We start from the raw sequence: 22,397 nt of genomic DNA, 5'->3' as shown, positions 1-22,397 counted from the left end.
TCGGCCCAGGCGATGCCGCCACAACAGGCTATCCGATGTTTCCCTTGCCAGATATCCCCGGCGCGCGTAGTCTTGCGCGACTTCTTGATCCAATCGACTTCAAACGAAACAATGGAGATATGGCAATGAAACGGATTCTTCCCCTGTTCCTCGTCGCGGCTCTGGTCCTCGGCCTGAGCGCCTGCAACCAGGAACCTTCGGTCAAGATAGGCGTTGTGGACGAAGCAGCCGCCTTCAAGGACAACAAGCTGGCCACCGAGGCCATGGCTCACCTCCAGGAGATGGGCAAGCCTCTGCAGGAAAAAGCCGAAGCCGCCTACAAGGCCATGCAGGCCGACCAGACCGAAGAGACCGTGGCCGCCTACAAGCTGGCCATGGGCGAACTGCAGAACACCATGACCGCCGAGCAGCAGCGCGTCGTCGGCCTGGTGGACGCCAAGTTCAACGAAGTCCTGGACAACTACCGCAAGGAGAAGGGGTTGACCCTGATCCTGAGCAGGCAGGCCATCATCGCGTCCAGCGAAACCGTTGACATCACCAAGGATATCGTGGCCGCCATGGACAAGGTGCAGGTGGACTTCACCCGTCCCGAAGCGCCCAAGACCGATGCCCCGACTCCGGAAGCCGCTCCGGCCCCTGCCGAGGCTCCCGCCAAGACCGCTCCCGAGGGCGGAGAGGCCACGAAATAGCGCTCCCCTATCGACACGAAAAAAGGCCTGTCCAATACGGACAGGCCTTTTTTTCGCCCCGGCGTCCCGGACTCAGCCGTGTTTCCTGAAATCTTCCATGAGCGCCATGACCCGGGCCAGGCCCTCGGTGAACATGCCCATCCTTTCGCGCACGCCGTCCAAATCGCCCTTCTGCGCGGCCGACTCCATTTCCAAAGCCAGCCTGCTCAACACCCCGGCGCGGACCACACCGCACATGCCTTTCAACGAATGGGCCAACTTGCGTCCCCTGTCGGCGTCGCCTTCGGCCAGAGCCTCGGTCAACTCGGCCAGCCGTTCCGGGCAGTCTTCGATAAAGGCTTCGACGAGGTCAACGGCCAGCTCCCTGTCCTGGACAACGCTGTCCAGGAAATGGTCGGCATCGAACAAATCCCGCATCATTGCTCCCCTCCAATAATATATAGACATATATAATACCATTTTGCAGACGAATTGGAAAGAGGGTCGCCCGTGCCGGGATGACCGCCCGCCCCCGCAGCGGATCAGAGGCAGGTGCACACGCCTCCGGCCAGCCGACGCCACCGGCCTCGATCGAAGACGAGCAGAATTTCCTGAAGGGTCCGGTCCCTACAGTTGCACAGGCAATAACGGACCGCCTGCCGCATAAACCCCTCGGCCACCCGCCTGGACCGGAAACACTTTGCGCGCACCCAGGCGTCGGCCCCGGGATCGGCGGACCGCACGCGGCCGTATGCCCCTTCGCCGCCGGGGGATCCCAGTTGCGGGGCCGTTATGACGGTGGGGCGGGCAAGTGGAAGAACTCCGCGCCGTCCCAAAAAGGAAAGCCTGGAGTTGCCGCAGACAAGGACGCCGCAATCCGCGTCGCCATAGCGGAAGACCAGCCCGGCCCCGGGCACGGAAATGCGTCTGGCCGCCTGGAGCAAGGACGCCGCCGACATCCGGCGCGGCTCCGCTCCCCTGTCCGCCGCTTCCACGCCGTTCAGGCACATGACGGGATGCCTCGGCACCAGGTGCTCCTCAAGCCGTCCCGTCTGCCGGAACCAGCGCACCCGGATACCGCCCCGCGCCAGCAACCCCTCGGCCATGACGGCCAGGGCAAACGTCATCCCCACCTGCCGGGCCACCCGGTGCGTGGACGGAGGCAACGCCTCCGCGCGATTGGCCAGCAGCCTGCCGCAAAGCACCGCGCTTGCCGGGAGATTCCGCTTCTCGTCCCTGCCCAGGGCATCCAGACACAGTTGCAGCAGTCCGCCGTTCCCGGTCTCCGCCAAGGAAGACAATAGCATCCTCGACACGGCCGGGAACGTCTCCGCCGGAGCCAACGGCCGAGGTTCGACCGGCAGCCGCCCCGTGCAGGCGGCCGTCCCGAGCAGGGCAAGCTCCGCGCACGCGGTCAGCGGATGACCTTCCTGAACCGGGGGCATGGTGTTGGGCATGGGAAAGGACGCCTCCACCGGCACCGGCCAGCCGCACCGGACAAGCCAGTCGGGAAACCCGCCATCAAAGTCGCGAGCCGCTGCGGCGAGGACGCGCAGGCTGTCCGGCAGCCAGTATTCGCCCACCGGATACCCGCTCTCCATGAGATCGAGAATGCCGCCGAGCCGCTCAGGCGACGCGGATGTGCACACCGCGACCCGCAATTTGCCCACCCGTCGCTCACGCAGCATTCGGGACAAATCTCCACACAAAATCCCGCCGTCGAAAAGATATGTCCCCCGGCGGGTGGTCAGCAGGCAGGCATCCCCACTGTACGCGGGGAGCATTCTAAACATTGTCGAATCCATTATTATCCTTGATAAAATTAGGAAAATAGCTATCGTTTCGTTGACACTATATTGAAAGCGATATTCTATATCAAGAAATAATTTCATCGAAAAAACCGGAGTCTCCCAAGCTGTTGAAAAAATGAAACGCTTTCTTGACGGCACCGGTTGATCGCAAGAACGATATTCATACATCATAATTAAATTCAATATGTTAGCTAAGAAAGGCCCACGTCTTGCATCGAAAAGGTTTTGGCGTTGACAAGTTATTTTCCGATCATTATATGCCACGGACCAAAAACGACAACGGAGCAATCCCTATATGCGAATACTCTTCAACTACACCTTCACCCCGGTCCTCTGTGCGACCCTCGTGATCCTGGCGGTAGTCGTCGTCGTGAAACAACAGAAAATCGACGACCTGACCCACCGCCTTGAGCTGGTCCAGAAGACCGCCGAAGCGCGCAAGATACTGGTCGAGGAGGCCCGCCTCCTCCAAAAGGCCAAGAACCGATCCCCGGTGCGCACGGTCACCGTGACCGCCTACAACCCGTCCACCGACCAGTGCGACGACGACCCGCTTATCGCCGCCTCCATGCGCAAGGTCCGTTCCGGCACCATCGCCGTGTCCCGCGACCTCTTCGATCAGGGATGGGTCTTCGGACGCAAGGTCCGCATCGAAGGCTACGGCATCTTCGAGATCAACGACCTCATGAACAAGCGCTATCACCAGCGCATCGACATCTTCATGTGGGACGAATCCCGGGCCCGCGAGTTCGGGAGAAAGAACATCAAGGCCGCGCTCCTCGACATCTAGCCGACGGGACGCGCGAGAAAGGCCCCGCTCGATTATTCGAGCGGGGCCTTTCTCATGGAATTTCGCCTTCTCCGTGCCCGGGACAGGCTCCGGGAAAAGGTTCCTATCAATCCAGCCAGCCGATTTCCACGGGACGACGGGTGGGAATTCGCTTGTAGCGGTACTTCGGATAACCGAGTATCAGGGCGGCATAGACGCCGTGGCCTTCGGGAATGCCCAGCTCACGGCGAATGTTGCAGCACCCTTCGGCCACCTCCATGAGGAAGCCCGCCCAGCAGGCGCCAAGGCCGTGGGCGTGGGCGGCCAGTTCGAGGTAGGCAGCGGCCAGGGCGCAGTCCTCGGCCGGGTTGAAACCGTCCTCCGGGGCGTGCGCCACGGCCACGTGGGGAGCGCCATGGAGAATCTTGTCCACGCCGCGCGCCCAGTTCTTGACCACGCCGGGCATGATCGAGTTGGTGGCCATGTAGTCCACGGTCATGCCCGCCAGGCGGCGGGTGGCCTCGGGCGTGCGGGTGACGATCCACCGCGCGGGCTGGCCGTTCTTGGCGCTGGGCGCGAACCCGGACACGGAAAAGAGATGTTCCAGGACCTCGCCGGGCACGACCTTGTCCTTGTAGGTGCGCACCGAGCGGCGTCCGCTGAGGAACTGGTCGGCCTGTTCGGGCGTCACCTTAAGCTCGCGGTCGAACGGGGCGCACTGGGCCGGGGACAGGCCGGCGGTCACGGGCATCTCGGGCAGCGTCACGGCCCCCACGGGGCAGACGGCCACACAATGGCCGCAGTTGATGCAGGTTTTCTTGGCAGCGGGGCGAAGCTTGGGAAAGCCCTCGCGGTCTTCGACGATGAGGTCGAAGGGGCACTCGTCCAGACACGCGCCGCAGCGCTTGCAGATATCCTTGTCGGCAAACATCTTTGCTCCTCGAAGGGGCTTGGGCCCGGCGAACCGGGAGGAAAGGGGAATCGGGCTATTTCTCGGCAGCCGCGGCAATGGCCGGGATGGCCTCGTACATGACCCCGCGAAGGGCCTCGGCAAGGATGTCGGCCTGGGAGGAATAGCCGGGCACAACCACGTCCTCCACCTCGCTGGTGTACTTCTCGGTATGCAGGGTTTTACCGCTCCGGGACACCACTATCCGAACCGACACGCGGCCCTTGTATGTGGTCACGCCGGTCTGATTCAGGGTCAAGTCGAGAACCTCGCCGGTAACCACAAGGTCGTCGGCGGGCGTGAGCGCGGTGGTTCTGTACCGGGCCTTGCACCCGGCGTTCTCAAGCTCGTCAAACAGTGCCCAGCCCACCCAGTCGGCCACATCGGACAGGGTGGTTATGGTCTCCTTGTCGGAGGTCTTGCCCAGCACCCCCGCGGGCCGCTTGTCCTCGAACCGGAAAACCGTCACCTCGCCCGAGCACGGGGAATCCGTGCTGATGAGCGCGTATTTCAGTTTGATGGCGTTGCCTGCGGCGCACCCGGTCAGCAGGGCCAGAACCAGGGCCGCGAGCGGCAGCCATTTCATATATGTCCTCATCGAATAGTCTCCATCAAATTTCGTCGCCCTGGGCGGGCGGCTCCCCGGTCTCCCGGGGCTTGTTGTCCAGCTCGGACTCCATCTTGTCCAGAAGCTTGCGGGTCAGCGCCATAAGCCGATCGAGATTCTCGCTCACGAAGGACTTGGCCTTGGCGTCCAGCTCCTCGTCCGAAGGAACCGCGCCAGGGGCTGTGTCCTCGCGGTCCAGCGCCCCGCCTTGCCCCTTTTCGAGCAGCGCCCGGATGGCGTCGAGGTTTTGGCGCACCTGGGCAAGCTCCTCGCGAAACGCCTTGTCGTGCGCTCCGGCTTCCTCTTTCAGAGTCCGGACCTCGGCTTCCAGGGCGTCGAGCCGACCGGCATCCGGGCCGGGGCCGCCGCAGGCGGACAGGAACAACACAAGGGCCAATGCCGCGAATCGTTTCATGAGCGCCTCCTTCGCTTGCCCTGCGATACCACAACCCCCATCGGGCTGACAATGCGCAAGCGGCCCCGCCGACGCGGGCCGGACCTTCCTCCTTCTTGCGTTTCGTCCATAAATCCGTACAATGCGTCCATTCTGGATGCTTCCATATACTTTGCCAGAGAGAGACCGGTCATGAACAAACTGTTCACCCTGACACTACTAATCGTCCTGATAATCGCAGCCGTGCCCGCCGCCGCTTCCGACTATGTCCAGGCTCCCCGCCCCACCGCTTTCCGGGGAATCACCTGGGGCACTCCCCTATCCGAGATTCCCGGTCTTGCCCCGGTGCAGGAACCCGGCTTCAAGGACACCTACTTCAAACGCGACGAGCCCATGACATACGGCAAGGCCGAAATCACGTCCGTCGCCTACTACTTCCACGCAGACAAGCTCTATCGCGTGGGCATCGCCTTCAAGGGCCGGGTCAACCAGTTCTTCCTCAAGGACATGCTCATGCAGCGCTACGGTGCGGGACGGGGCATCGGCTTCCGCTACGGCTGGATGTGGCCCGACTTCTCCATCGAGTTGAACTACAACAACGACAACGACACGGGCAGCCTCTACTACACATTCGAAGGCTCCCCCCAATAGCCCCCGCCCAGACATGATAAAGGACCGTATCGCCACCCCCGGACTCAGAACGCGCTACAAGGTCCTTTACATCGCAAGCGTGCTGGCCATGGCCGCACTCCTGTGCGTCTTCGCGGGCATAGTCCTCACCCTGCGCACCGAACCGGAACAGAGCCACGAGGGGCTTCTCGCCCTCTCCCATCTGTGCATGGCGGCCGGGATTCTCGTGCTCGGAGGCCAGGCCCTGCTCATCCTGAAACAGGTCGTCCCGCTCCTGGGCAGGGACGCAGCCAGGGCCGACGAGTTGGCCAGGGAGCTGGAACGGCGCACGGTCCTCGATCCCCTGACCCGCGCGTACAACCGAGCCAAATTCGAAGATGTCGCGACCAGGGAACTGGACCACGTACGACGGTACGGTCCCGCCCTTTCCGGAATCATGCTCGACGTGGACGGCCTCCGTGACATCAACCGGGCCCACGGGGACCGCGCCGGGGACCGCGTCCTGGCCGATCTGGCCCGAGGTCTCGACGCCCAGCTCCGCTCCAACGATTTCCTCTTCCGCTGGCACGGCGGTAAATTCATCGTTCTTTGCCCGCACACCGACATCGACAAGGCGGCCGTCGTGGCCGAAAAGATGCGCATTCTCGCGGGACACAAGCTCTTCGGGGGCAAAATCCGCATGTCCCTCTCCCTCGGTGTGGCCCTGGCCGAAGCGGACGACACGGCCGAATCCTTCCGGCAGCGTCTCCAGTCCGGCCTTACCTCGGCCAAGAACGGCGGCCGCAACCAGGTGGCCGTATTCCGGCCTCCGACGCCGAAGCGCTGACCGCACACGCGCCGGAATCACGCCGACGCTTTGGAAACAATAATTGTGTCCCGTTTTCTTTTTCCCCATTCTTACGTTATATGGAGAATGCGATTACCAGACACTCCGAACAGGACAGCCGCACCATGCCGAAGGACAAGCACTCCCACTACCTGAAATTCGCCCCGGTACGCATCCTGCTCCCCTCGGTGATAATGCTTTTGCTCATCGCGGGGTCCATATTCCTGTACCTGCTCCCGTCCATGGAAACGGCCCTGCTGGAAGCCGAAAAGGAAAAGGTCGTCGAGATCACCGACACGCTGATCGACACCCTGACGCACCTTGAGGATATGGCCGCCCGGGACGAGATTTCCCGGGACTACGCCAAACGGCTCGGCGCGGAGATCGTCAGGACCACCCGCTATGGTCCGGAATCCAAGGACTATTTCTGGATAACCGACCTGACCCCGCGCATGATAATGCACCCGTACAGACCGGACCTGGACGGCCTGGACCTGACCGACTACCGCGACCAGGACGGCAAGCGGGTGTTCATGGAGTTCACCCGCGCCGCCCGCAAGGGCCGGGACGCCTTCGTGGAGTACCACTGGCAGTGGCAGGACCAGCCCGATCGCGTCGCCCGCAAGCTCTCCCACGTACGCCTGTTCGAACCATGGGGGTGGATCATCGGCACAGGGCTGTACATGGACGACGTGCGCACCGAGATCAATGAATACCGCGACGGCGTCGCCCTCATCTTCCTCGCCGTCCTGCTCGTCATCACCCTGCTCTCCCTTTACATCATCCGCCAATCGGGCATCACGGAAAAGAAGAAAGCCCAGATTCAGGGCCAGCGGGAAAAGCTCGTGCGCGTGCTCCAGGAAAGCGAGGAACGCTACCGGACCATCGCGGACTTCGGCTACGATTGGGAATTGTGGATCGGCACGGACAATGCCGTCCACTACTGCTCTCCTGCCAGCCAACGAATCACCGGCTACCCGCCCGAACGGTTCTTCGAGGCCCCGTCCCTGGTCAGGGAAATCGTCATCGAGGACGACCGGGACGCCTGGGACGCCTACCTGGTGGAGGCCAACTCCGACAGGGGCGACACCCTTGACTTCCGCATCCTGACGGCGGACGGCAACACACGCTGGCTCGGCGCGGTCGGCCGCGCGGTGGCGGGCATCGGCGGCAAGCCGCTGGGAATGCGCCTGAGCTTCCGCGACATCACCGAGCGCAAAAACATGGAGGAGCAGCTCCGGCACCAGGCGCTGCACGACCCCCTGACCAATCTGGCCAACAGGACCCTGTGCCTGGACCGCCTGGCGCAGGCCATGCGCCGCGCCAAACGCCGCGAGAACTACTTCTTCGCCGTGGTCTTCGTGGACCTCGACCGATTCAAGATCATCAATGACTCCCTGGGCCACACTTTCGGCGACATGGTCCTGACCGAAACGGCCTTGCGGCTGGCCGGAGAGATGCGCGGCCTGGACACGGTCTCCCGGTTCGGCGGCGACGAATTCGTCCTGCTCCTGGACGAACTGTCCAGCCCGGCCGAGGCCATCCGCATCATCAAGCGCGTGCGCAGCCGCCTGTCCGAGCCGTTTCGCCTGAACGGGAACGAGGTTCAGACCTCGGCCAGCTTCGGCATCGTCCTGAGCCCGGTCGGGGACCGCAAGGCCGCCGACGTGCTCCAGCACGCCAACATCGCCATGCACTATGCCAAGGAGGCCGGACGCAACCGCTTCAAGGTCTTCACCGAGCGGATGCTTGAAACCGCCGTGGACCAGATGACCCTCGAAAACGACATGCGCCGGGGGCTGGCGGACGACGAGTTCCACGTGGTCTATCAGCCCATCATGGACCTGGACGGGTCGGACGTCATCGGCTTCGAAGCCCTGGCCCGATGGGAACACTCCGAACGGGGGGCCGTCCCGCCCGCGGAATTCATTCCCAAGGCCGAGGAGTCGGGGCTCATCGTCCAACTGGGCGAGAGGGTTCTTCAGCAAGCCCTGCGGACCCTGGCCGGATGGCGCAACGAAACCGAGGGCGTGGACGACATATTCATGTCCGTGAACCTCTCAAGCAAGCAGTTCGCCCGCATCGAGCTGGACAGCATCGTGGTCTCGCTTCTCGCCAAGTACGGGCTCCCGCCCTCCTGCCTGCGGCTCGAAATCACCGAATCATCCCTCATGGGGAACCCGGAGTCGTCCCTGCGCATTCTCAACCGGCTGCGGGACGCCGGAGTGCGCTTCTCCATCGACGATTTCGGCACGGGCTATTCCTCCCTGTCCCAGCTCCAGCAACTGCCCGTGGACACCCTCAAGGTGGACCGGACCTTTATCGCGCGCATGAAAAACGACCCGGAGGACATGGAGATCGTCAAGGCGGTCATCGCCCTGGGCCGCTCGCTGGACCTCGACGTCATCGCCGAGGGCGTGGAGAGCCCGGAGCAGATCTGCCTGCTCCTCGACCTGAACTGCAACCGCGTTCAGGGATTCTACTTCCACGAGCCCATGAGCGCGGCCAAGGCCAGGGAACTCCTCAAGCGGCGCAGCGGCGACACGGCCGACCGAACCAGGGAAAAACTGCAAGCGGCGCGCCTGACCTGCCCTTCGAAAAAGAACGGCTGATCCGGCCCGTGAAAAAGCCCCGCCCGACAGGGTCGGACGGGGCTTTTTCGTGCCGGACAAAAGGCAACCGAAGGGTACAGCCTCTATTCGGCTCCGCCGCCCTTCTTCGGCCCGTATTTATCCACGAACCACTGCACCTGTCGGCAAACGCCCATGAGCAAGTTGAACTCGTTGCGCTTGAGGTTGACCTTGCTGAAGAAACGGCGCACCGGAAGCATCCAGTAATCCGGGTTGTCGTCCTTGAGAAAATCGATGGCCAAAAGGGTTTCCTGAAGGTTGGAGAACAGGGCCTCCTGTTCCCGCACCGTGGTGGGACGCTCCTCGGGCGGACCGCCCGGCACGAACGGATGGGCCAGCGAACGCTTGAAGCATTCGTACAGAACCACCACCACGGCCTGGGCCAGGTTCAGGGAGGTGCCGTCGCGGCTGGTCGGGATGGTCATCAGCCCGGAGCAGATGGAGGTCTCCTCGTTGGTCAGCCCCTTGTCTTCGGGGCCGAAGACCAAGGCGACCCTTCCGCCGCCGCGCAGCCGATCGTCGACCACGTTCGCCAGGGTGTCGGGATTCATGATCCCCTTGCGCCAGCCGCCCGTGCGCGCCGTGGTTCCGTAAATCGCGGTACAGCCGTCCACGGCCTGGGCCAGGGTGTCCACGATGCGCGCGGATTCCAGAATATGCCGGGCGTGGGCCGTGGCCAGGGGCAGGGCCTTTTCCATGTTGAAATTATAGGGATCGACCACCACCAACTCGGTCACCCCCATATTCAGACAGGCGCGAGCCGCGGAACCGATATTCTCCGGATATTTTGGGCGGAACAGGACCACCACGAGATTTTCCAGCATGGGTACCCTCCTTGGGCGTTGACGACGACGCATGTACCACACCGCCGGGCGATGTCAAAAGCCGTCTTTCGTGCTTTTCCCCGCCGGGAGACGTCCTGTTTTCCCCGGATACGAATATAAAAACCGGTTATATAAAAGATAATTAATTCAGGTAGTGGGAATCATCTCATTGGAGAATTGCGTTGAAATAATCGCCATTCTGTGCGACAATAGCATACCGAGTGGAAGAGCCTTCCCCTCGGGGGTGTGTTTTACCGCCCGTGCAATGCGGGACAGGTAGAAAAAGTTGCGGTCCATATTAACTTCTGTGGTTCCCTAGGAGGAAACATGAAACGGATTTACATCCTGGCCTTAGCTGTTGCCGTTGTTTTCGGCATGTCTTTCAACGCGCACGCCAAAAAACGTTACGTCTTCGGCGGCGGTCCGGCCGGCGGCACCTTCCAGATCGTGGCCAACGCCATCCAGGTCTTCGGCCCCATCAAGGACAACCCCAATTTTTCCATCAAGGCCCAGTCCTCCGGCGGCTCCACCGAAAACCTGCGCACGGTCAATTCCGGCCGCTGCGCGTTCGGCACCGTGTACGCGGGCGAAGTCTACCTCGGCCGCAACGGCAAGCTGACCGGCGACCCGAACAAATATGAAAACGTCCTGGCCGTGGGCTACCTCTACGGCGCGCCCGCCCAGCTGGTCATCCGCAAGGGTTCCGGAATCAAGTCCGCCAAGGACCTGGTCGGGAAGAAGGTCGGCGTGGGCAACGCCGGTTCCGGCGCGTTCGCCAACTGTGAGCGGTTCTTCACCCACCTCGGCATCTGGGACAAGATCGAGCGCAACGCCATGGGCTACAACGACGCGGCCCAGGCCTTCGGCAATGAGCAGCTCGACGCCTTCTGGCTTCTCACCGCCTTCCCGTCCGGGGCCGTCATCATGGCCGCCCAGACCAACGACATCGACCTGGTCAACGTCGGCGCCGACGCCGAAAATTCCGGCTACTTCAAGGCGTACCCCTACTTCGGCAAGCTGACCATCCCGGCGGGCACCTACCGCGGGGTGGATCACGACACTCCCTCCTTCTTTGATTCCGCACTGCTCGTGGCCAATGCCGACGTGCCCGCCGAGGACGTGTACGCGCTCCTCAAGGCCGTCTGGTCCGAGAAAGGCCTCAAGCACATGGTCGGCCAGAAGAAGACCTTCAAGGCCATGAGCTTGGCCGACGGTCTCAAGGGCATCAACCCCGCCGCGACCCCCCTGCATCCGGGCGCGGTGAAGTTCTGGAAGGAAATGGGCGTCCTGAAGTAGGCTCCCCGCTCCCGACAACGTGTGCGGGCGGGCCGAGAGTCCGCCCGCGCAGCGCGTTCCCGGCGGCCCAGGCCACGTCCGTCCGGACCGCGCACAGCCCCGATCCGCCCCGCCCGGCCGAACGGCCGGTCTCCCTTCATGGGCGCCCGGCACGCGGTCGGCCTTGACGGCGCGGCACATTCTCCAACCGCTGCCCCGCAGCCGAGAGCGCGCTACAATGTATGACAAATTAAACAGATACGAGAGATTTCTCTTCGACTTCCTGTCGGTCTCGATGGTCCTCTTCTACTCCTGGTCGGCGATCTTCGAACCGGCGGCCACACAGTATCACCGGGGCATCTACGTAATCATCACGTACATGCTCGTCTTCCTGATCTACAAATCCCGCAGCCGCCTCATGCGGCTGGTGGACTACCTGCTCATGCTGGCCTCACTGGTCTCCGTAAGCTATTGGATATTGAACTTCGAGGCCATCAACTACCGCATCGGCATCGAAACGGAAATGGACAAGACCATGGCCATGGTCGGCGTGCTGATCGGCATCGAGCTGGCCCGCCGGGTGGTCGGCAACGTCTTCGTCATCATCGGCGTCATCATGATCCTCTTCGGCATGTACGGCGCACACATGCCCGAGCTCATCGCCCACGCGGGAGCGAGCTTCCCGGACCTGTGCACCTCCATCTTCTACCGCTCGGACGGCGTGTTCGGCATCATGGCCAACGTGCTGGCCACCTACATCATCCTGTTCGTGCTCTTCGGGGCCTTTCTCGAAAGATGCGGGGCGCAGCGATTCTTCATCGACTTCCCCTTGGCCGCAGTGGGGCACAAGGTGGGCGGACCGGCCAAGGTCTCGGTCATAGCCTCAGGGCTGTTCGGGTCCATCTCCGGCTCGGCCATCGCCAACACCGTTTCCACCGGCACCTTCACCATTCCCATGATGAAGAAGGCCGGGTTCAAGCCGCATGTGGCGGGCGGCATCGAGCCTGCGGCCTCCATCGGCGGCATGTTCATGCCCCCGATCATGGGCGCGGGCGGGTTCATCATGGCCGAAATGACCGGTCTGCCGTATTCCCACATCATGCTCGTGGCCATCTTCCCGGCCATCATGTACTTCTTCTCGGTCTTCGTCATGGTCCACTACGAAGCCCGCAAGAACAACATCGTGGGCGAACGGTACAAGCTCGGGGCCATGGAGATTCTGCGCAAGGAATGGCTCTACACCCTGCCGCTCATCCTCATCACCATCTTCATGCTCGCCGGATACTCCCCGGGCTATTCCGCCATCGTCGGGCTGGCCGCGTGCATCGGCCTGTCGTTCAAGGACGAGGGCTCGCGCATCGACCCGACCCTGCTCTTCATCATGACCTTCATGGTCCTCTGCCCCTGGGTCATCAAACTCATCGGCAAGGCCGCCGGGCCAGAAGCGGCGGCGGCGGTGCGGCCGTTCCTCTCCGGCCGCATCCTGCTCCTCTACGGCCTCCTCGCCGCAGCCGCGGTCTTCGCCTGGCGCAGGCAGACCGTGGAAGGCCTCAAGAGCGAACTCGGAGCCTTTGTCGTCGCGGCCCGCTACGGAACCATCAACTCCCTCAAGATCGGTGCGACGGTGGGCGTCATCGGCATCATCATCGGCGTGCTGACGTACTCCGGGCTCGTCCTGACGTTCGCGGACATCGTCATCGAACTGGCCCACGGCAACCTGGTTCTGACCATCCTGCTCGTGGCCCTCGCCTCCCTGGTGCTCGGCATGGGCGTGCCCGTCACCGCCGCCTACCTGATTACCGCAGTGGTCGCGGTCCCGGCCCTGACCCACCTCGGCGTCAACGAAGTGGCCGCGCACATGATCGTGTACTGGCTCTCCCAGGACTCCAACATCACCCCACCGGTCTGCATCGCCGCATTTGCGGGCGCCACCATTGCCGGGGCCAACATGTGGCGCACCGCCTTCACCTCATTCAAATTCGCCAAGTTCCTCTACCTCGCCCCATTCCTCTTCGCGTACGTACCGGCCTTCTCCCTGAACGCGCCCACCAGTAACATCCTCATGTGGTTCTCCCTCATTGCCGTGGCGGTGTTCGCCTATGCCTGGTTCCTCAGCTTCATCTGGGTCAACCCCCTCAAACGCCTCCTAGGCATGTCCACAGCCTGATCCGGCGGCAATGTGATACAAAACCAAAGGGGCGGCCAACCGCCCCTTTTCTTCGCGCTCCACTCACGAGAAGCTTGCGCGCAAGGTTATAAAATTCGGGTGCGGAATGGACGCGCATTGTCTTCGACGCAGGGGTATGGCAAAAACGAACTGTCCCGGTTGACGCCGCATGGGGCGGCACACCGAATCACCGGCCGGAGGTCCGATGCCACGTCTCTTCCACGCCTTGTTACTGCTCTGCTGCCTGGGGCTTTCCCCGATAGCGGGCTGCTCTGCCGAGCCCGGAAACGACCCGGCCGCGCCCAAGGCCACGGCCACGCAGGCCCTGACTTTCTACGGCGGCCCGCGCGGCGGCACCTTCAACCACTTCGCCAACAAGATAGCGGAGGTCATCTCCGCCGACGCGCCCGGCCTGAACGTCCAGACCAAGCCCTCCGGCGGCTCCGTGGAGAATCTCCTCGCCCTCTGCTCGGGCAAGGCGGACATGGCCCTGGTCAATGCGGGCGACGCGTTCCTGGGGCGCACCGGCAAACTGCGCTGCACCAACAAGAAGTTCGCCGATGTCCAGGCCATTTCCTTTCTTTACGAAACCCCGGCGCAACTCGTGGTGCGCATGGACTCCGGCATCCACACCGTCCTGGACCTCCGGGGCAAGACCATCGCCGTGGGCAACCCCGGCTCGGGCGCGGCCCTGTCCGCCGAGCGTTTCTTCCGCCACATCAAACTCTGGACCAGCTTCAACCACCTGCCCACAGGCTATGCCGAGGCCGCCGAAGACTTCGCCCGGGGCGAAGTGGACGGATTCTGGATTCTGGCTGGCCACCCCAACGCCTCGGTCATGGAAGCGGCCGCAAAAACGCCCGTCCGCATCCTGAATCTGCACGAGGCCGCCATGGTCTCCGGGTTCTACCAGCTCTATCCGTTCTATTCGCGGGCAACCATCCCGGCAGGCACCTACTACGGCCAGACCGAGCCCGTGGCCACCTTCCAGGACGCCGCACTGTGGTGCGCCCGCTCCGGCCTGGACGGCCACGCCGTATATGACGGCCTCAAGGCCATTTTCAGCGAAAAACGACTCGAAGAACTGCAACGCGTACACGGCGCAGCCGCTGACATGAGCCTGCTAAACGGCATCCGCAGCCTGTCCATCCCCCTGCATCCCGGCGCGCTCCGCTTCTGGGCCGAACACAAACTGGACATCCCGCCCATCCTCATGCCGTAGCGGTCCCGGCCGCTTCGAAGAACGGCCGCCGCCCCAACGCCGTGTCCAAACGAACGCAGCCCGGCCCCGGCCGGGGCGATACTGCTTGACGGAAAGCGAAAAACCTCTTTAGAACATTGGACAAACTGTAAATTTCAGGAGGTTGGATTTATGGCATTGTTCACGAAGGAAGAAGCGCTCGACTATCACTCAGCCAAACGCAAGGGCAAACTGGAGGTTATCTCCATCAAGCCGTGCAGGAACCAGAAGGACCTGTCCATGGCATACAGCCCCGGCGTTGCGGAGGCGTGCCGCGCCATCCACGCGGACACCGAAAAGGTCTATGACTACACCAACAAGGGCAACCTGGTGGCCGTTGTGTCCAACGGCACCGCCGTGCTCGGCCTGGGCAACATCGGCCCCGAGGCGGGCAAGCCGGTCATGGAGGGCAAGGGTGTCCTGTTCAAAATTTTCTCCGACATCGACGTCTACGACCTGAACATCAACGCCAAAACGCCCGACGAGGTTGTCGGATTCTGCAAACTGCTGGAACCCACCTTCGGCGGCATCAACCTTGAAGACATCAAGGCCCCGGAATGCTTCGAGATCGAGACCCGACTCAAAGCGGAAATGGGCATCCCGGTCTTCCACGACGACCAGCACGGAACGGCCATCATCTCGGCGGCGGGCATCATCAACGCCCTGGACATTTCCGGCAAGAAGATCGACGAGATCAAGATCGTGGTCTCGGGCGCGGGCGCGGCAGCCATCGCCTGCTCCAACCTCTACGTGCACATGGGCGTCAAGCGCGAGAACATCTTCATGTTCGACTCCCGCGGCCTGATCCATGCCGGGCGGACCGACCTCAACGAATTCAAGCGCGCCTACGCGCAGGCCGAAGACAAGGGCTCCCTGGCCGACTGCATGGTCGGAGCCGACATGTTCCTGGGCCTCTCGGTCAAGGACGCCATCAACCAGGACATGGTCAAGACCATGGCCGAAAACGCCATCATCTTCGCCTGCGCCAACCCCGATCCCGAGATTCCCTACCCGGACGTCAAGGAAGTGCGCCCCGACATCATCATGGGCACCGGCCGGTCCGATTTCCCCAACCAGGTGAACAACGTGCTCGGCTTCCCGTTCATCTTCCGGGGCGCGCTCGACTGCCGCGCCACCACCATCAACGAGGAGATGAAGCTCGCCGCCGCCGACGCCCTGGCCCGTCTGGCCAAGGAGCCGGTCTCCAAGGAAATCTGCGAGGCGTTCGGCGTGGACAAGCTCGAATACGGCATCGACTACATCATCCCCAAGCCGCTGGACCCGCGCGTCCTGACCTGGCTCGCCCCGGCCGTGGCCAAGGCCGCCATGGACACCGGCGTGGCCCAGGTCGAGCTGGACCTCGACCAGTACGCCAAAGACCTGGAAGCCCGCATGGCCGCTTCCAAGGCCCGAACCAAACTGGTGGTGGACTCATTCGGCTACGACATCTAGCCTTCTGACCAAAATGAAAGGCCCCGCTCCAAAGTTCGGAGCGGGGCCTTTTTTTTGAAACCGCAAACTTATCGGACGACAGGGGCGCCCAAGAGATTCACATCCTCCACGTTGCCTGCCCGGCCGATGTCATCTATGTTCGTCCCATGGATGAAACCACCCTCGACGAACTGCGCGAACTGGCCGAACGAAACGGCATCGATCCCGACCGGCTGCTGGAAATAGCCGGGAACGACCGGCTGCCCGAGCCGCTGAGCGCGGCCATGGCCGACGTCCTCGGCGATCTGGCCATCTTCGGCCAGGCACTAAATAAAAAGGACAGCTAACGTGCCAAGGCTGTTCATCGGCATGAGGCTACCGGGCACTTACCGACAACAGCTTTCCCCTCTTATAAAGAGCATTTCCGAACTTACCGATACCAGCATCAACTGGTCCAGGCCCACAACCTGGCACCTGACGCTCAAGTTCCTCGGCGAAACCGACGAAGCACGCATCCCGGCCATCCAAAACGCCCTGTCCGCCATCGACTTCCCTGCCTTCACCATGCGGGCAGGTGCCGCCGGAGCGTTCCCCGACGCCAAACGCCCAAAGACTCTTTGGCTTGGGCTCGACCAGGGAGCCAAGGAAAGCGCGGCTCTGGCCCGGGTCATCGAAGACAAACTGTACGCCGTCTCCATCCCCCGCGAAAAGAAACGGTTCCGGCCGCACCTCACCCTCGGCAGAGTGCGCAAACCCCGCATCGCCGATCGGAAAGCGGTCCTAGACCGCGCCGCCGACCATGACTGGCCCCCCTTCTCCGTGAACGGATTCACTCTCTGGCAAAGCATCCTTCCCCCGGCCGCCGGAGGCGCCTATTTGTCCCTGGAAATGGCAAAGGGGGAGAATGCCTGTTGAACAGGCATGACTTCGAGGGAGTTGATGTTGACGTGTGCGGGCAGGTTGGTGGTCCAGAAGACGCATTCGGCGATGTCTTCGGGCGTGATGGGTTGGGTGCCCTCGTAGACTTTGTCGGCTGCGGCCTTGTCGCCCTTGAAGCGAACCACTGAGAACTCGGTTTCGCACAGGCCGGGTTCGATGTTGGTCACGCGGACCTTGGTGCCGAGGAGGTCGGCGCGCAGGTTCTTGGAAAAGTGGTTCACGAAGGCCTTGGTGCCGCCGTAGCAGTTGCCGCCCGGATAGGGGTAGGTTCCGGCCACGGAACCGAGGTTGACCACGTGTCCCCGGTCGCGTTCAACCATGCCGGGCAGGATGGCGCGGGTCATGTAGGTCAGGCCCTTGATGTTGGTGTCGATCATGGATTCCCAGTCGTCCAGGTTGCACGCCTGGGCGGGTTCCAGTCCAAGGGCCAGGCCCGCGTTGTTGACCAGGACGTCGATGGCCGCGAACTCGTCGGGCAGGGACTTCACGGCCTGCTCGCACGCTTCGCGGTCGCGCACGTCGAAGGCCAGGGTATGTACCTTGGCGGGTGCGAGCTCCGCCTTGATGTCCTCAAGCCGTTCGGCCCTGCGGCCGGTGATGACAAGATTCCAGCCCTCGGCCGCGAATCGGTGGGCCATGGCCTGGCCGAATCCGGCGGTTGCGCCGGTGATGAGTATGGTTTTCGCCATTGTGATCTCCTTTCCCTTTTTAATCGAGGGGCCGCCTGTGGCGGCTCCGGTGGTGTATTAGATACCTTGTCATGATTGTGTTTGGAAGTCACGAATTCACACTAAAACACAGTATAGATTCAGCCTCGGTCACCTGTCGACGAATTAAATTCATGATAGCCTCGGAATCGCCAAATTTTCACCTGATGAACAAGAAATACGCCGAGAGTTAGACATTTTTCCCCAGATAAGGTAAGAAGTTACGTCTAATCCCAAAATGATTGGCGCTTCATGCGATGGAAATGCCGGAAGGGGCGCGCCCCTTTTGTCATGACGGGTGATTCCTTCTATTTTATTGGGTTGATATGGCAAATCTCATTCTAGACGACATCTGTGTCCGCTTTGGCGGCTTGCAGGCTCTGACCGATGTGGCCTTTTCCGTGGCCGAGGGCGAGGTCGTGGGACTGATCGGTCCCAACGGGGCGGGCAAGACCACGGTCTTCAACGTCATCACCGGCGTATACAAGGCGTCCAGCGGCTCGGTCTCCTACGACGGCACGAAAATCACCGGGATGCGGCCCTACCAGGTCCTGTCCATGGGCATCGCCCGGACCTTCCAGAACATCCGCCTCTTTCAGAACATGACCGCGCTGGAAAACTGCATGGTCGCCCAGCACAGCCGGTCCAAATCCGGCGTGGCGGGCGCGATTCTGCGCAGCCCCAGCCAGCGGCGCGAGGAGAAGCGGATCATCGAGAAATCGCAAAAGGCGCTCGATTTCATGGGGCTGGGCCGCCGGGCCGACGAGGTGGCCTCCAATATGCCCTACGGCCATCAGCGCAGGCTGGAGATCGCCCGCGCCCTGGCCAGCGAGCCGCATACCATCCTGCTGGACGAACCCGCGGCCGGACTGAATCCGGCTGAATCCAAGGAGCTCATGGAATCCATCGGCAGGATTACCGGCCTGGGCATCAACGTGCTCATGGTGGAGCACGACATGAAGGTCGTCATGGGCATTTGCAACCGCATCGTCGTGCTTGACCACGGAGTAATGATCGCCGAGGGGCGGCCTGAGGAAATTCAGCGGAATCCCGACGTGATCGAGGCATATTTGGGCCAGTAAGAGAGGCTGGCTGAACCGCAACGAATGGAGAGAGTGGTTATGAAACGTTTACTGGTATTCGCAGTGGCCATGCTCGCTCTGGGCCTGCTCCTCGCGGGCTGCGGCGGCGAAGAGGAGAAGGCCGAACAGGTCCTCAAGATAGGCACCATGTCGCCGCTGACCGGCCCCTATGCCGCCGACGGCAACGATATTCGCCAGGGCGCGGAGATCGCCGTCGAGGTCTTCAACGAGGCCGGAGGCATTCCCGGCTTCTCCAAGATCGAAATCGTTTCCGAGGACACCGCCTGCGATCCGAAGCAGGCCGTCGCGGCAGCCAACAAGCTGATAAACGAGAAGGTCGCCGCCGTGGTCGGAGCGTACTGCTCCAGCTCGACCATCCCCGCTTCCGAGACCCTCGCCGAGGAAAACATCATCATGCTGACCCCGGCCTCCACCAACCCCAAGGTCACCGAGCGCGGCCTGCCCTACATGTTCCGCACCTGCGGGCGTGACGACCACCAGGCTCCGGCCGCCGTCAAATTCATGCAGGACGTCGAGGGCGTGAAGAGCATCTTCATCGTGGACGACAAGACCACGTACTCCCAGGGACTGGCCGAGGGCGTGGCCGCCGCCGCCACCGCCGCGGGCATCAAGGTCCTGGAGCACGACCACGTCAACCAGGGCGACAAGGACTATTCCGCCGTGCTGACCAAGGTCAAGGCCGCCAACCCCGACCTGTTCTACATCTCCCTGCAGAACTCCGCCACCGGCGCGCTCATGGTCATCCAGGCCAAGCGCATGGGCATCACCGCCATCCTCATGGGCCAGGATGCCGTCTACCATCCCAAACTCATCGAGATCGCCAAGGGCGATTCCGAGGGCATGTACTGCACCTTCGGCGCCATCGACAAGGACGCCCCGAAGTTCAAGGAGTTCCAGAGCAGGTACAAGGCGTTGGCCGGCAATGAGCCCGGCGCGTATTCCGCGTACTCCTTCGACTCCGCCACCGCGTACCTGATGGCCGTCAAGGCGGCCGGTACCACCGATCCCGCCAAGGTCCGCGAAGAGCTGTTGAAGCTCGACTTCACCGGCGCGTCCAAGCAGATCAACTACCAGGAGAACGGTGACTCCGGCTCCAACTACACCGTGTACAAGGTCCAGGACGGCAAGTTCGTGCCCTACTGGAATTCCCTGACCGGCGAGAAGTATTAGGACTTAATCCGTCTAACCAACCGGGGTCCCGTCCAGGCGGGACCCCGGGCACCGGAACAATATGGACTTTTTTCTTCAGCAGCTCATCAACGGCATCACCCTCGGCGGGGTCTACGCCCTCATCGCTCTGGGTTACACCATGGTGTACGGCATCATTCAGCTCATCAACTTCGCCCACGGCGAGTTTTTCGCGGCAGGCGGGTACATGGGCGTGATCCTGATCTCCTATCTTTCCTCGCAGGGACTGCACCCGTACGCCTGCCTGGCCATTTCGCTGGTCCTGTCCATGGGCTACTGCGCCCTGCTGGCCATGGCCGTGGAGCAGCTCGCCTACAAGCCGCTCCGGCAGGCTTCCAGGCTGGCCGCGCTGCTTTCCGCGCTCGGCATGTCCATCTTCCTGCAAAACGGGCTCATGCTGACGCAGGGCGTGTACGACAGGGCCTACCCCACGGAGATCACCTCCGGCGGATTCGCCATAGGAGCGATCTCGATCTCCTACATGCAAATTCTTATCGTGGCCGTGACCGCGCTGCTGCTCGTCGGGCTGAACGTCCTGGTGTTCAGGACGCGGATCGGCAGGGCCATGCGCGCCACGGCCCAGGACAAGGTCATGTCCGCTCTGGTTGGCATCAACTCCAACCGGATCATCGCCCTGACCTTTGCGGTGGGAGCGGGATTGGCCGCCGCCGCGGGCATCATGGTCGGGTTGTATTACGGCTCGGTCAACTACACCATGGGGTTCGTGCCGGGCATCAAGGCGTTCGCCGCAGCCGTGCTGGGCGGCATCGGCAACATCACCGGCGCGCTCGTGGGCGGGCTCATTATCGGCATGGTCGAAATTTTCGCCGCCGGATATATTTCCGGCGAGTACAAGGACGTTTTCGCCTTCATCATCCTGATCGGCGTGCTGTACTTCAAACCCACCGGCATCATGGGAGAGAACGTTGACGATACGCGAGTCTAAACGCCTGTGGCTGGCCTGCGGCGTCGGGCTGGTCTGGTTCCTTATCCTGCTGTGGCCCATGCTCGGCATCAAGCCGGATGGACTGGAGTTCGCCACGACCTTCAAGGTCTTCGGCTACGTGGCCGTGGCCGCGATCTTCATCATGTTTTTTTATCAGGTGAAGGAGGCGGGCTACCTCGATTCCGTGGGCAAACCCGCGAAAAACGCCACCGGCCTCATTGGCACGATCTACGAAAAGACGCCCAACTGGGTGCTGTTGGGTATCGTCATGGCCGGAGCCATCGTCTTTCCCCTGCTCACGGGACGTTACGCGCACGACGTGGCCATCAGCGTGCTCATCTACGTCTGCCTCGGTCTTGGCCTGAACGTCGTCATCGGCCTGGCGGGCCTGCTGGACCTCGGGTACATCGCCTTTTACGGCGTGGGCGCATACACCTACGCGCTCGTGAGTCTGCACTTCGGCATCTCGTTCTGGCTCTGCCTGCCCATCGCCGCCTTTGTCGCGTCCATAGCGGGCTGCATCATCGGTTATCCGACCCTGCGTATGCGCGGCGACTATCTGGCCATCGTCACCCTGGGATTCGGCGAGATCGTCCGACTCATCCTGAACAACTGGATGTCCCTGACCAACGGTCCCAACGGCATCCTGTCCATCCCGAGGCCCGAGTTCCTCGGCTACGAGTTTCGTTCCCTGTCGAGCATGTACTACGTCGTCCTCGGACTGGCCGTGGTGACCATAATTTCTGTCTACCGCCTCAATTATTCGCGCATAGGGCGCGCCTGGGAGGCCATCCGGGAGGACGAGACCGCGGCAGAGCTCATGGGCGTGAACACGTTTCTGCTCAAGCTCCTGGCCTATGCCATGGGCGCGACGTTCGCCGGGTTCGCCGGGGCGTTTTTCGCGGCGCGCATGAAGTTCGTCGGCCCGGAGTCGTTCACGTTCCTGGAATCCGCCATGGTGCTCGCCATGGTCATCCTCGGCGGCATGGGGTCCATTCCCGGCGTCATCCTCGGCGTCCTCGCCCTGGTGGCCTTGCCCGAGTTGTTCCGCGAGTTCGAGATGTACCGTATGCTCGTGTTCGGCGGCGTCATGACTCTCATGATGCTGATCCGCCCGGCGGGCATCTGGCCCGCCAAGCGCGTCGGCCGCAGATCGGAGGAAGCGGATTAACGCCGGAAAACCGGAGCGGGCCGTTCCATCGCGGTCATCTTCGGCTCCCGCCCCCCGGCACGTCGAGCGGAAGAGAGTTGAACAACGATCCATACGGCGGCGCGGCGCGTTCAGACTGCGCG

General features: G+C 62.4%; 22 protein-coding genes. 15 read left to right on the top strand and 7 right to left on the bottom strand.

Going from position 1 to position 22,397, the window contains the following annotated elements:
* The first annotated feature begins 125 nt into the window (after window positions 1-125).
* Window positions 126-689, top strand: coding sequence for an OmpH family outer membrane protein (locus LF599_RS18115; RefSeq protein ID WP_279521791.1), 564 nt, complete (start codon window positions 126-128; stop codon window positions 687-689).
* A gap of 72 nt (window positions 690-761) precedes the next feature.
* Here LF599_RS18115 and LF599_RS18110 read toward each other — a convergent pair whose 3' ends face one another.
* Together LF599_RS18110 and LF599_RS18105 are read right to left on the bottom strand one after the other, a co-directional pair.
* A complete protein-coding gene (locus LF599_RS18110) occupies window positions 762-1,109 on the bottom strand; it encodes an Hpt domain-containing protein (RefSeq protein WP_269940332.1) in 348 nt (115 codons plus the stop codon).
* A gap of 101 nt (window positions 1,110-1,210) precedes the next feature.
* Window positions 1,211-2,461, bottom strand: a complete 1,251-nt coding sequence (locus LF599_RS18105) for a hypothetical protein (RefSeq protein ID WP_279521790.1) — start codon at window positions 2,459-2,461, stop codon at window positions 1,211-1,213.
* Between the two features lie 313 nt (window positions 2,462-2,774).
* On the opposite strand from LF599_RS18105, the gene LF599_RS18100 reads away from it, so the two are divergent.
* Window positions 2,775-3,269 (top strand): 3D domain-containing protein, encoded by a 495-nt coding sequence (locus tag LF599_RS18100; protein WP_269940335.1) that lies wholly within the window; start codon window positions 2,775-2,777, stop codon window positions 3,267-3,269.
* 106 nt (window positions 3,270-3,375) lie between these two features.
* Here the strand turns inward: LF599_RS18100 and LF599_RS18095 are convergent, their stop codons facing one another.
* Genes LF599_RS18095 through LF599_RS18085 form a run of 3 tightly spaced genes read right to left on the bottom strand, consistent with a single transcriptional unit; the run spans window position 3,376 to window position 5,219 of the window.
* A complete protein-coding gene (locus LF599_RS18095; RefSeq protein WP_279521789.1) occupies window positions 3,376-4,179 on the bottom strand; it encodes a nitroreductase family protein in 804 nt (267 codons plus the stop codon).
* Window positions 4,180-4,234: 55 nt separating this feature from the next.
* Window positions 4,235-4,795 (bottom strand): hypothetical protein, encoded by a 561-nt coding sequence (locus tag LF599_RS18090; protein ID WP_279521788.1) that lies wholly within the window; start codon window positions 4,793-4,795, stop codon window positions 4,235-4,237.
* Between the two features lie 13 nt (window positions 4,796-4,808).
* Window positions 4,809-5,219, bottom strand: a complete 411-nt coding sequence (locus LF599_RS18085) for a hypothetical protein (RefSeq protein WP_279521787.1) — start codon at window positions 5,217-5,219, stop codon at window positions 4,809-4,811.
* 171 nt (window positions 5,220-5,390) lie between these two features.
* On the opposite strand from LF599_RS18085, the gene LF599_RS18080 reads away from it, so the two are divergent.
* The 3 genes from LF599_RS18080 to LF599_RS18070 all read left to right on the top strand — a co-directional run bounded on the left by LF599_RS18080 (window position 5,391) and on the right by LF599_RS18070 (window position 9,266).
* Window positions 5,391-5,849 carry a hypothetical protein gene (locus tag LF599_RS18080; protein WP_279521786.1) on the top strand — a complete coding sequence of 153 codons (459 nt, stop codon included), beginning with the start codon at window positions 5,391-5,393 and terminating at the stop codon, window positions 5,847-5,849.
* A 13-nt stretch (window positions 5,850-5,862) separates the two neighbouring features.
* Window positions 5,863-6,654 carry a GGDEF domain-containing protein gene (locus tag LF599_RS18075; protein WP_279521785.1) on the top strand — a complete coding sequence of 264 codons (792 nt, stop codon included), beginning with the start codon at window positions 5,863-5,865 and terminating at the stop codon, window positions 6,652-6,654.
* A 173-nt stretch (window positions 6,655-6,827) separates the two neighbouring features.
* Window positions 6,828-9,266 carry an EAL domain-containing protein gene (locus LF599_RS18070; protein WP_404823759.1) on the top strand — a complete coding sequence of 813 codons (2,439 nt, stop codon included), beginning with the start codon at window positions 6,828-6,830 and terminating at the stop codon, window positions 9,264-9,266.
* Window positions 9,267-9,349: 83 nt separating this feature from the next.
* Here the strand turns inward: LF599_RS18070 and LF599_RS18065 are convergent, their stop codons facing one another.
* Window positions 9,350-10,108, bottom strand: coding sequence for an RNA methyltransferase (locus tag LF599_RS18065; RefSeq protein ID WP_269940341.1), 759 nt, complete (start codon window positions 10,106-10,108; stop codon window positions 9,350-9,352).
* A 327-nt stretch (window positions 10,109-10,435) separates the two neighbouring features.
* Here LF599_RS18065 and LF599_RS18060 point away from each other — a divergent pair, with 327 nt between their 5' ends.
* The 6 genes from LF599_RS18060 to thpR all read left to right on the top strand — a co-directional run bounded on the left by LF599_RS18060 (window position 10,436) and on the right by thpR (window position 17,136).
* On the top strand, window positions 10,436-11,404 hold the full coding sequence (locus LF599_RS18060; RefSeq protein ID WP_279521783.1) for a TAXI family TRAP transporter solute-binding subunit: 969 nt from the start codon (window positions 10,436-10,438) through the stop codon (window positions 11,402-11,404).
* Between the two features lie 217 nt (window positions 11,405-11,621).
* Window positions 11,622-13,550 carry a TRAP transporter permease gene (locus LF599_RS18055; RefSeq protein WP_279521782.1) on the top strand — a complete coding sequence of 643 codons (1,929 nt, stop codon included), beginning with the start codon at window positions 11,622-11,624 and terminating at the stop codon, window positions 13,548-13,550.
* A gap of 205 nt (window positions 13,551-13,755) precedes the next feature.
* The gene (locus LF599_RS18050; protein ID WP_279521781.1) at window positions 13,756-14,772 is read left to right on the top strand and encodes a TAXI family TRAP transporter solute-binding subunit; all 1,017 of its coding nucleotides are present in this window, start codon (window positions 13,756-13,758) and stop codon (window positions 14,770-14,772) included.
* Window positions 14,773-14,922: 150 nt separating this feature from the next.
* Window positions 14,923-16,242 carry a malic enzyme-like NAD(P)-binding protein gene (locus tag LF599_RS18045; protein WP_269940343.1) on the top strand — a complete coding sequence of 440 codons (1,320 nt, stop codon included), beginning with the start codon at window positions 14,923-14,925 and terminating at the stop codon, window positions 16,240-16,242.
* A gap of 146 nt (window positions 16,243-16,388) precedes the next feature.
* Window positions 16,389-16,568 carry a hypothetical protein gene (locus LF599_RS18040; protein ID WP_279521780.1) on the top strand — a complete coding sequence of 60 codons (180 nt, stop codon included), beginning with the start codon at window positions 16,389-16,391 and terminating at the stop codon, window positions 16,566-16,568.
* Between the two features lies 1 nt (window position 16,569).
* Window positions 16,570-17,136, top strand: a complete 567-nt coding sequence (gene thpR, locus LF599_RS18035) for an RNA 2',3'-cyclic phosphodiesterase (protein WP_279521779.1) — start codon at window positions 16,570-16,572, stop codon at window positions 17,134-17,136.
* On the opposite strand, the gene LF599_RS18030 is transcribed toward thpR, so the two are convergent.
* Window positions 17,094-17,849, bottom strand: a complete 756-nt coding sequence (locus LF599_RS18030; RefSeq protein ID WP_279521778.1) for an SDR family oxidoreductase — start codon at window positions 17,847-17,849, stop codon at window positions 17,094-17,096. The two genes, thpR and LF599_RS18030, sit on opposite strands and share 43 nt — an antisense overlap.
* Window positions 17,850-18,193: 344 nt before the next feature.
* Between LF599_RS18030 and LF599_RS18025 the strand changes: the two genes are divergently transcribed.
* The 4 genes from LF599_RS18025 to LF599_RS18010 all read left to right on the top strand — a co-directional run bounded on the left by LF599_RS18025 (window position 18,194) and on the right by LF599_RS18010 (window position 22,275).
* Window positions 18,194-18,949 (top strand): ABC transporter ATP-binding protein, encoded by a 756-nt coding sequence (locus tag LF599_RS18025; protein WP_269940345.1) that lies wholly within the window; start codon window positions 18,194-18,196, stop codon window positions 18,947-18,949.
* A 39-nt stretch (window positions 18,950-18,988) separates the two neighbouring features.
* Window positions 18,989-20,140, top strand: a complete 1,152-nt coding sequence (locus LF599_RS18020) for a branched-chain amino acid ABC transporter substrate-binding protein (RefSeq protein ID WP_279521777.1) — start codon at window positions 18,989-18,991, stop codon at window positions 20,138-20,140.
* Between the two features lie 61 nt (window positions 20,141-20,201).
* The gene (locus LF599_RS18015) at window positions 20,202-21,104 is read left to right on the top strand and encodes a branched-chain amino acid ABC transporter permease (protein WP_279521776.1); all 903 of its coding nucleotides are present in this window, start codon (window positions 20,202-20,204) and stop codon (window positions 21,102-21,104) included.
* A complete protein-coding gene (locus LF599_RS18010; RefSeq protein ID WP_279521775.1) occupies window positions 21,085-22,275 on the top strand; it encodes an ABC transporter permease subunit in 1,191 nt (396 codons plus the stop codon). The genes LF599_RS18015 and LF599_RS18010 overlap by 20 nt, the downstream gene beginning before the upstream one ends.
* Window positions 22,276-22,397: the final 122 nt, after the last annotated feature.

The organism is Pseudodesulfovibrio thermohalotolerans (assembly GCF_021353295.2).
Lineage (GTDB): Bacteria > Desulfobacterota > Desulfovibrionia > Desulfovibrionales > Desulfovibrionaceae > Pseudodesulfovibrio > Pseudodesulfovibrio thermohalotolerans.
This window is presented reverse-complemented; position numbering and strand designations above follow the sequence as displayed.

Bases quoted from the DNA above. Each gene is read 5' to 3' on its own strand.
- LF599_RS18115 (WP_279521791.1), top strand. From the start codon at position 126: ATGAAACGGATTCTTCCCCTGTTCCTCGTCGCGGCTCTGGTCCTCGGC.
- LF599_RS18110 (WP_269940332.1), bottom strand. From the start codon at position 1,109: ATGATGCGGGATTTGTTCGATGCCGACCATTTCCTGGACAGCGTTGTC.
- LF599_RS18105 (WP_279521790.1), bottom strand. From the start codon at position 2,461: ATGTTTAGAATGCTCCCCGCGTACAGTGGGGATGCCTGCCTGCTGACC.
- LF599_RS18100 (WP_269940335.1), top strand. From the start codon at position 2,775: ATGCGAATACTCTTCAACTACACCTTCACCCCGGTCCTCTGTGCGACC.
- LF599_RS18095 (WP_279521789.1), bottom strand. From the start codon at position 4,179: ATGTTTGCCGACAAGGATATCTGCAAGCGCTGCGGCGCGTGTCTGGAC.
- LF599_RS18090 (WP_279521788.1), bottom strand. From the start codon at position 4,795: ATGAGGACATATATGAAATGGCTGCCGCTCGCGGCCCTGGTTCTGGCC.
- LF599_RS18085 (WP_279521787.1), bottom strand. From the start codon at position 5,219: ATGAAACGATTCGCGGCATTGGCCCTTGTGTTGTTCCTGTCCGCCTGC.
- LF599_RS18080 (WP_279521786.1), top strand. From the start codon at position 5,391: ATGAACAAACTGTTCACCCTGACACTACTAATCGTCCTGATAATCGCA.
- LF599_RS18075 (WP_279521785.1), top strand. From the start codon at position 5,863: ATGATAAAGGACCGTATCGCCACCCCCGGACTCAGAACGCGCTACAAG.
- LF599_RS18065 (WP_269940341.1), bottom strand. From the start codon at position 10,108: ATGCTGGAAAATCTCGTGGTGGTCCTGTTCCGCCCAAAATATCCGGAG.
- LF599_RS18060 (WP_279521783.1), top strand. From the start codon at position 10,436: ATGAAACGGATTTACATCCTGGCCTTAGCTGTTGCCGTTGTTTTCGGC.
- LF599_RS18055 (WP_279521782.1), top strand. From the start codon at position 11,622: ATGTATGACAAATTAAACAGATACGAGAGATTTCTCTTCGACTTCCTG.
- LF599_RS18050 (WP_279521781.1), top strand. From the start codon at position 13,756: ATGCCACGTCTCTTCCACGCCTTGTTACTGCTCTGCTGCCTGGGGCTT.
- LF599_RS18045 (WP_269940343.1), top strand. From the start codon at position 14,923: ATGGCATTGTTCACGAAGGAAGAAGCGCTCGACTATCACTCAGCCAAA.
- LF599_RS18040 (WP_279521780.1), top strand. From the start codon at position 16,389: ATGGATGAAACCACCCTCGACGAACTGCGCGAACTGGCCGAACGAAAC.
- LF599_RS18030 (WP_279521778.1), bottom strand. From the start codon at position 17,849: ATGGCGAAAACCATACTCATCACCGGCGCAACCGCCGGATTCGGCCAG.
- LF599_RS18025 (WP_269940345.1), top strand. From the start codon at position 18,194: ATGGCAAATCTCATTCTAGACGACATCTGTGTCCGCTTTGGCGGCTTG.
- LF599_RS18020 (WP_279521777.1), top strand. From the start codon at position 18,989: ATGAAACGTTTACTGGTATTCGCAGTGGCCATGCTCGCTCTGGGCCTG.
- LF599_RS18015 (WP_279521776.1), top strand. From the start codon at position 20,202: ATGGACTTTTTTCTTCAGCAGCTCATCAACGGCATCACCCTCGGCGGG.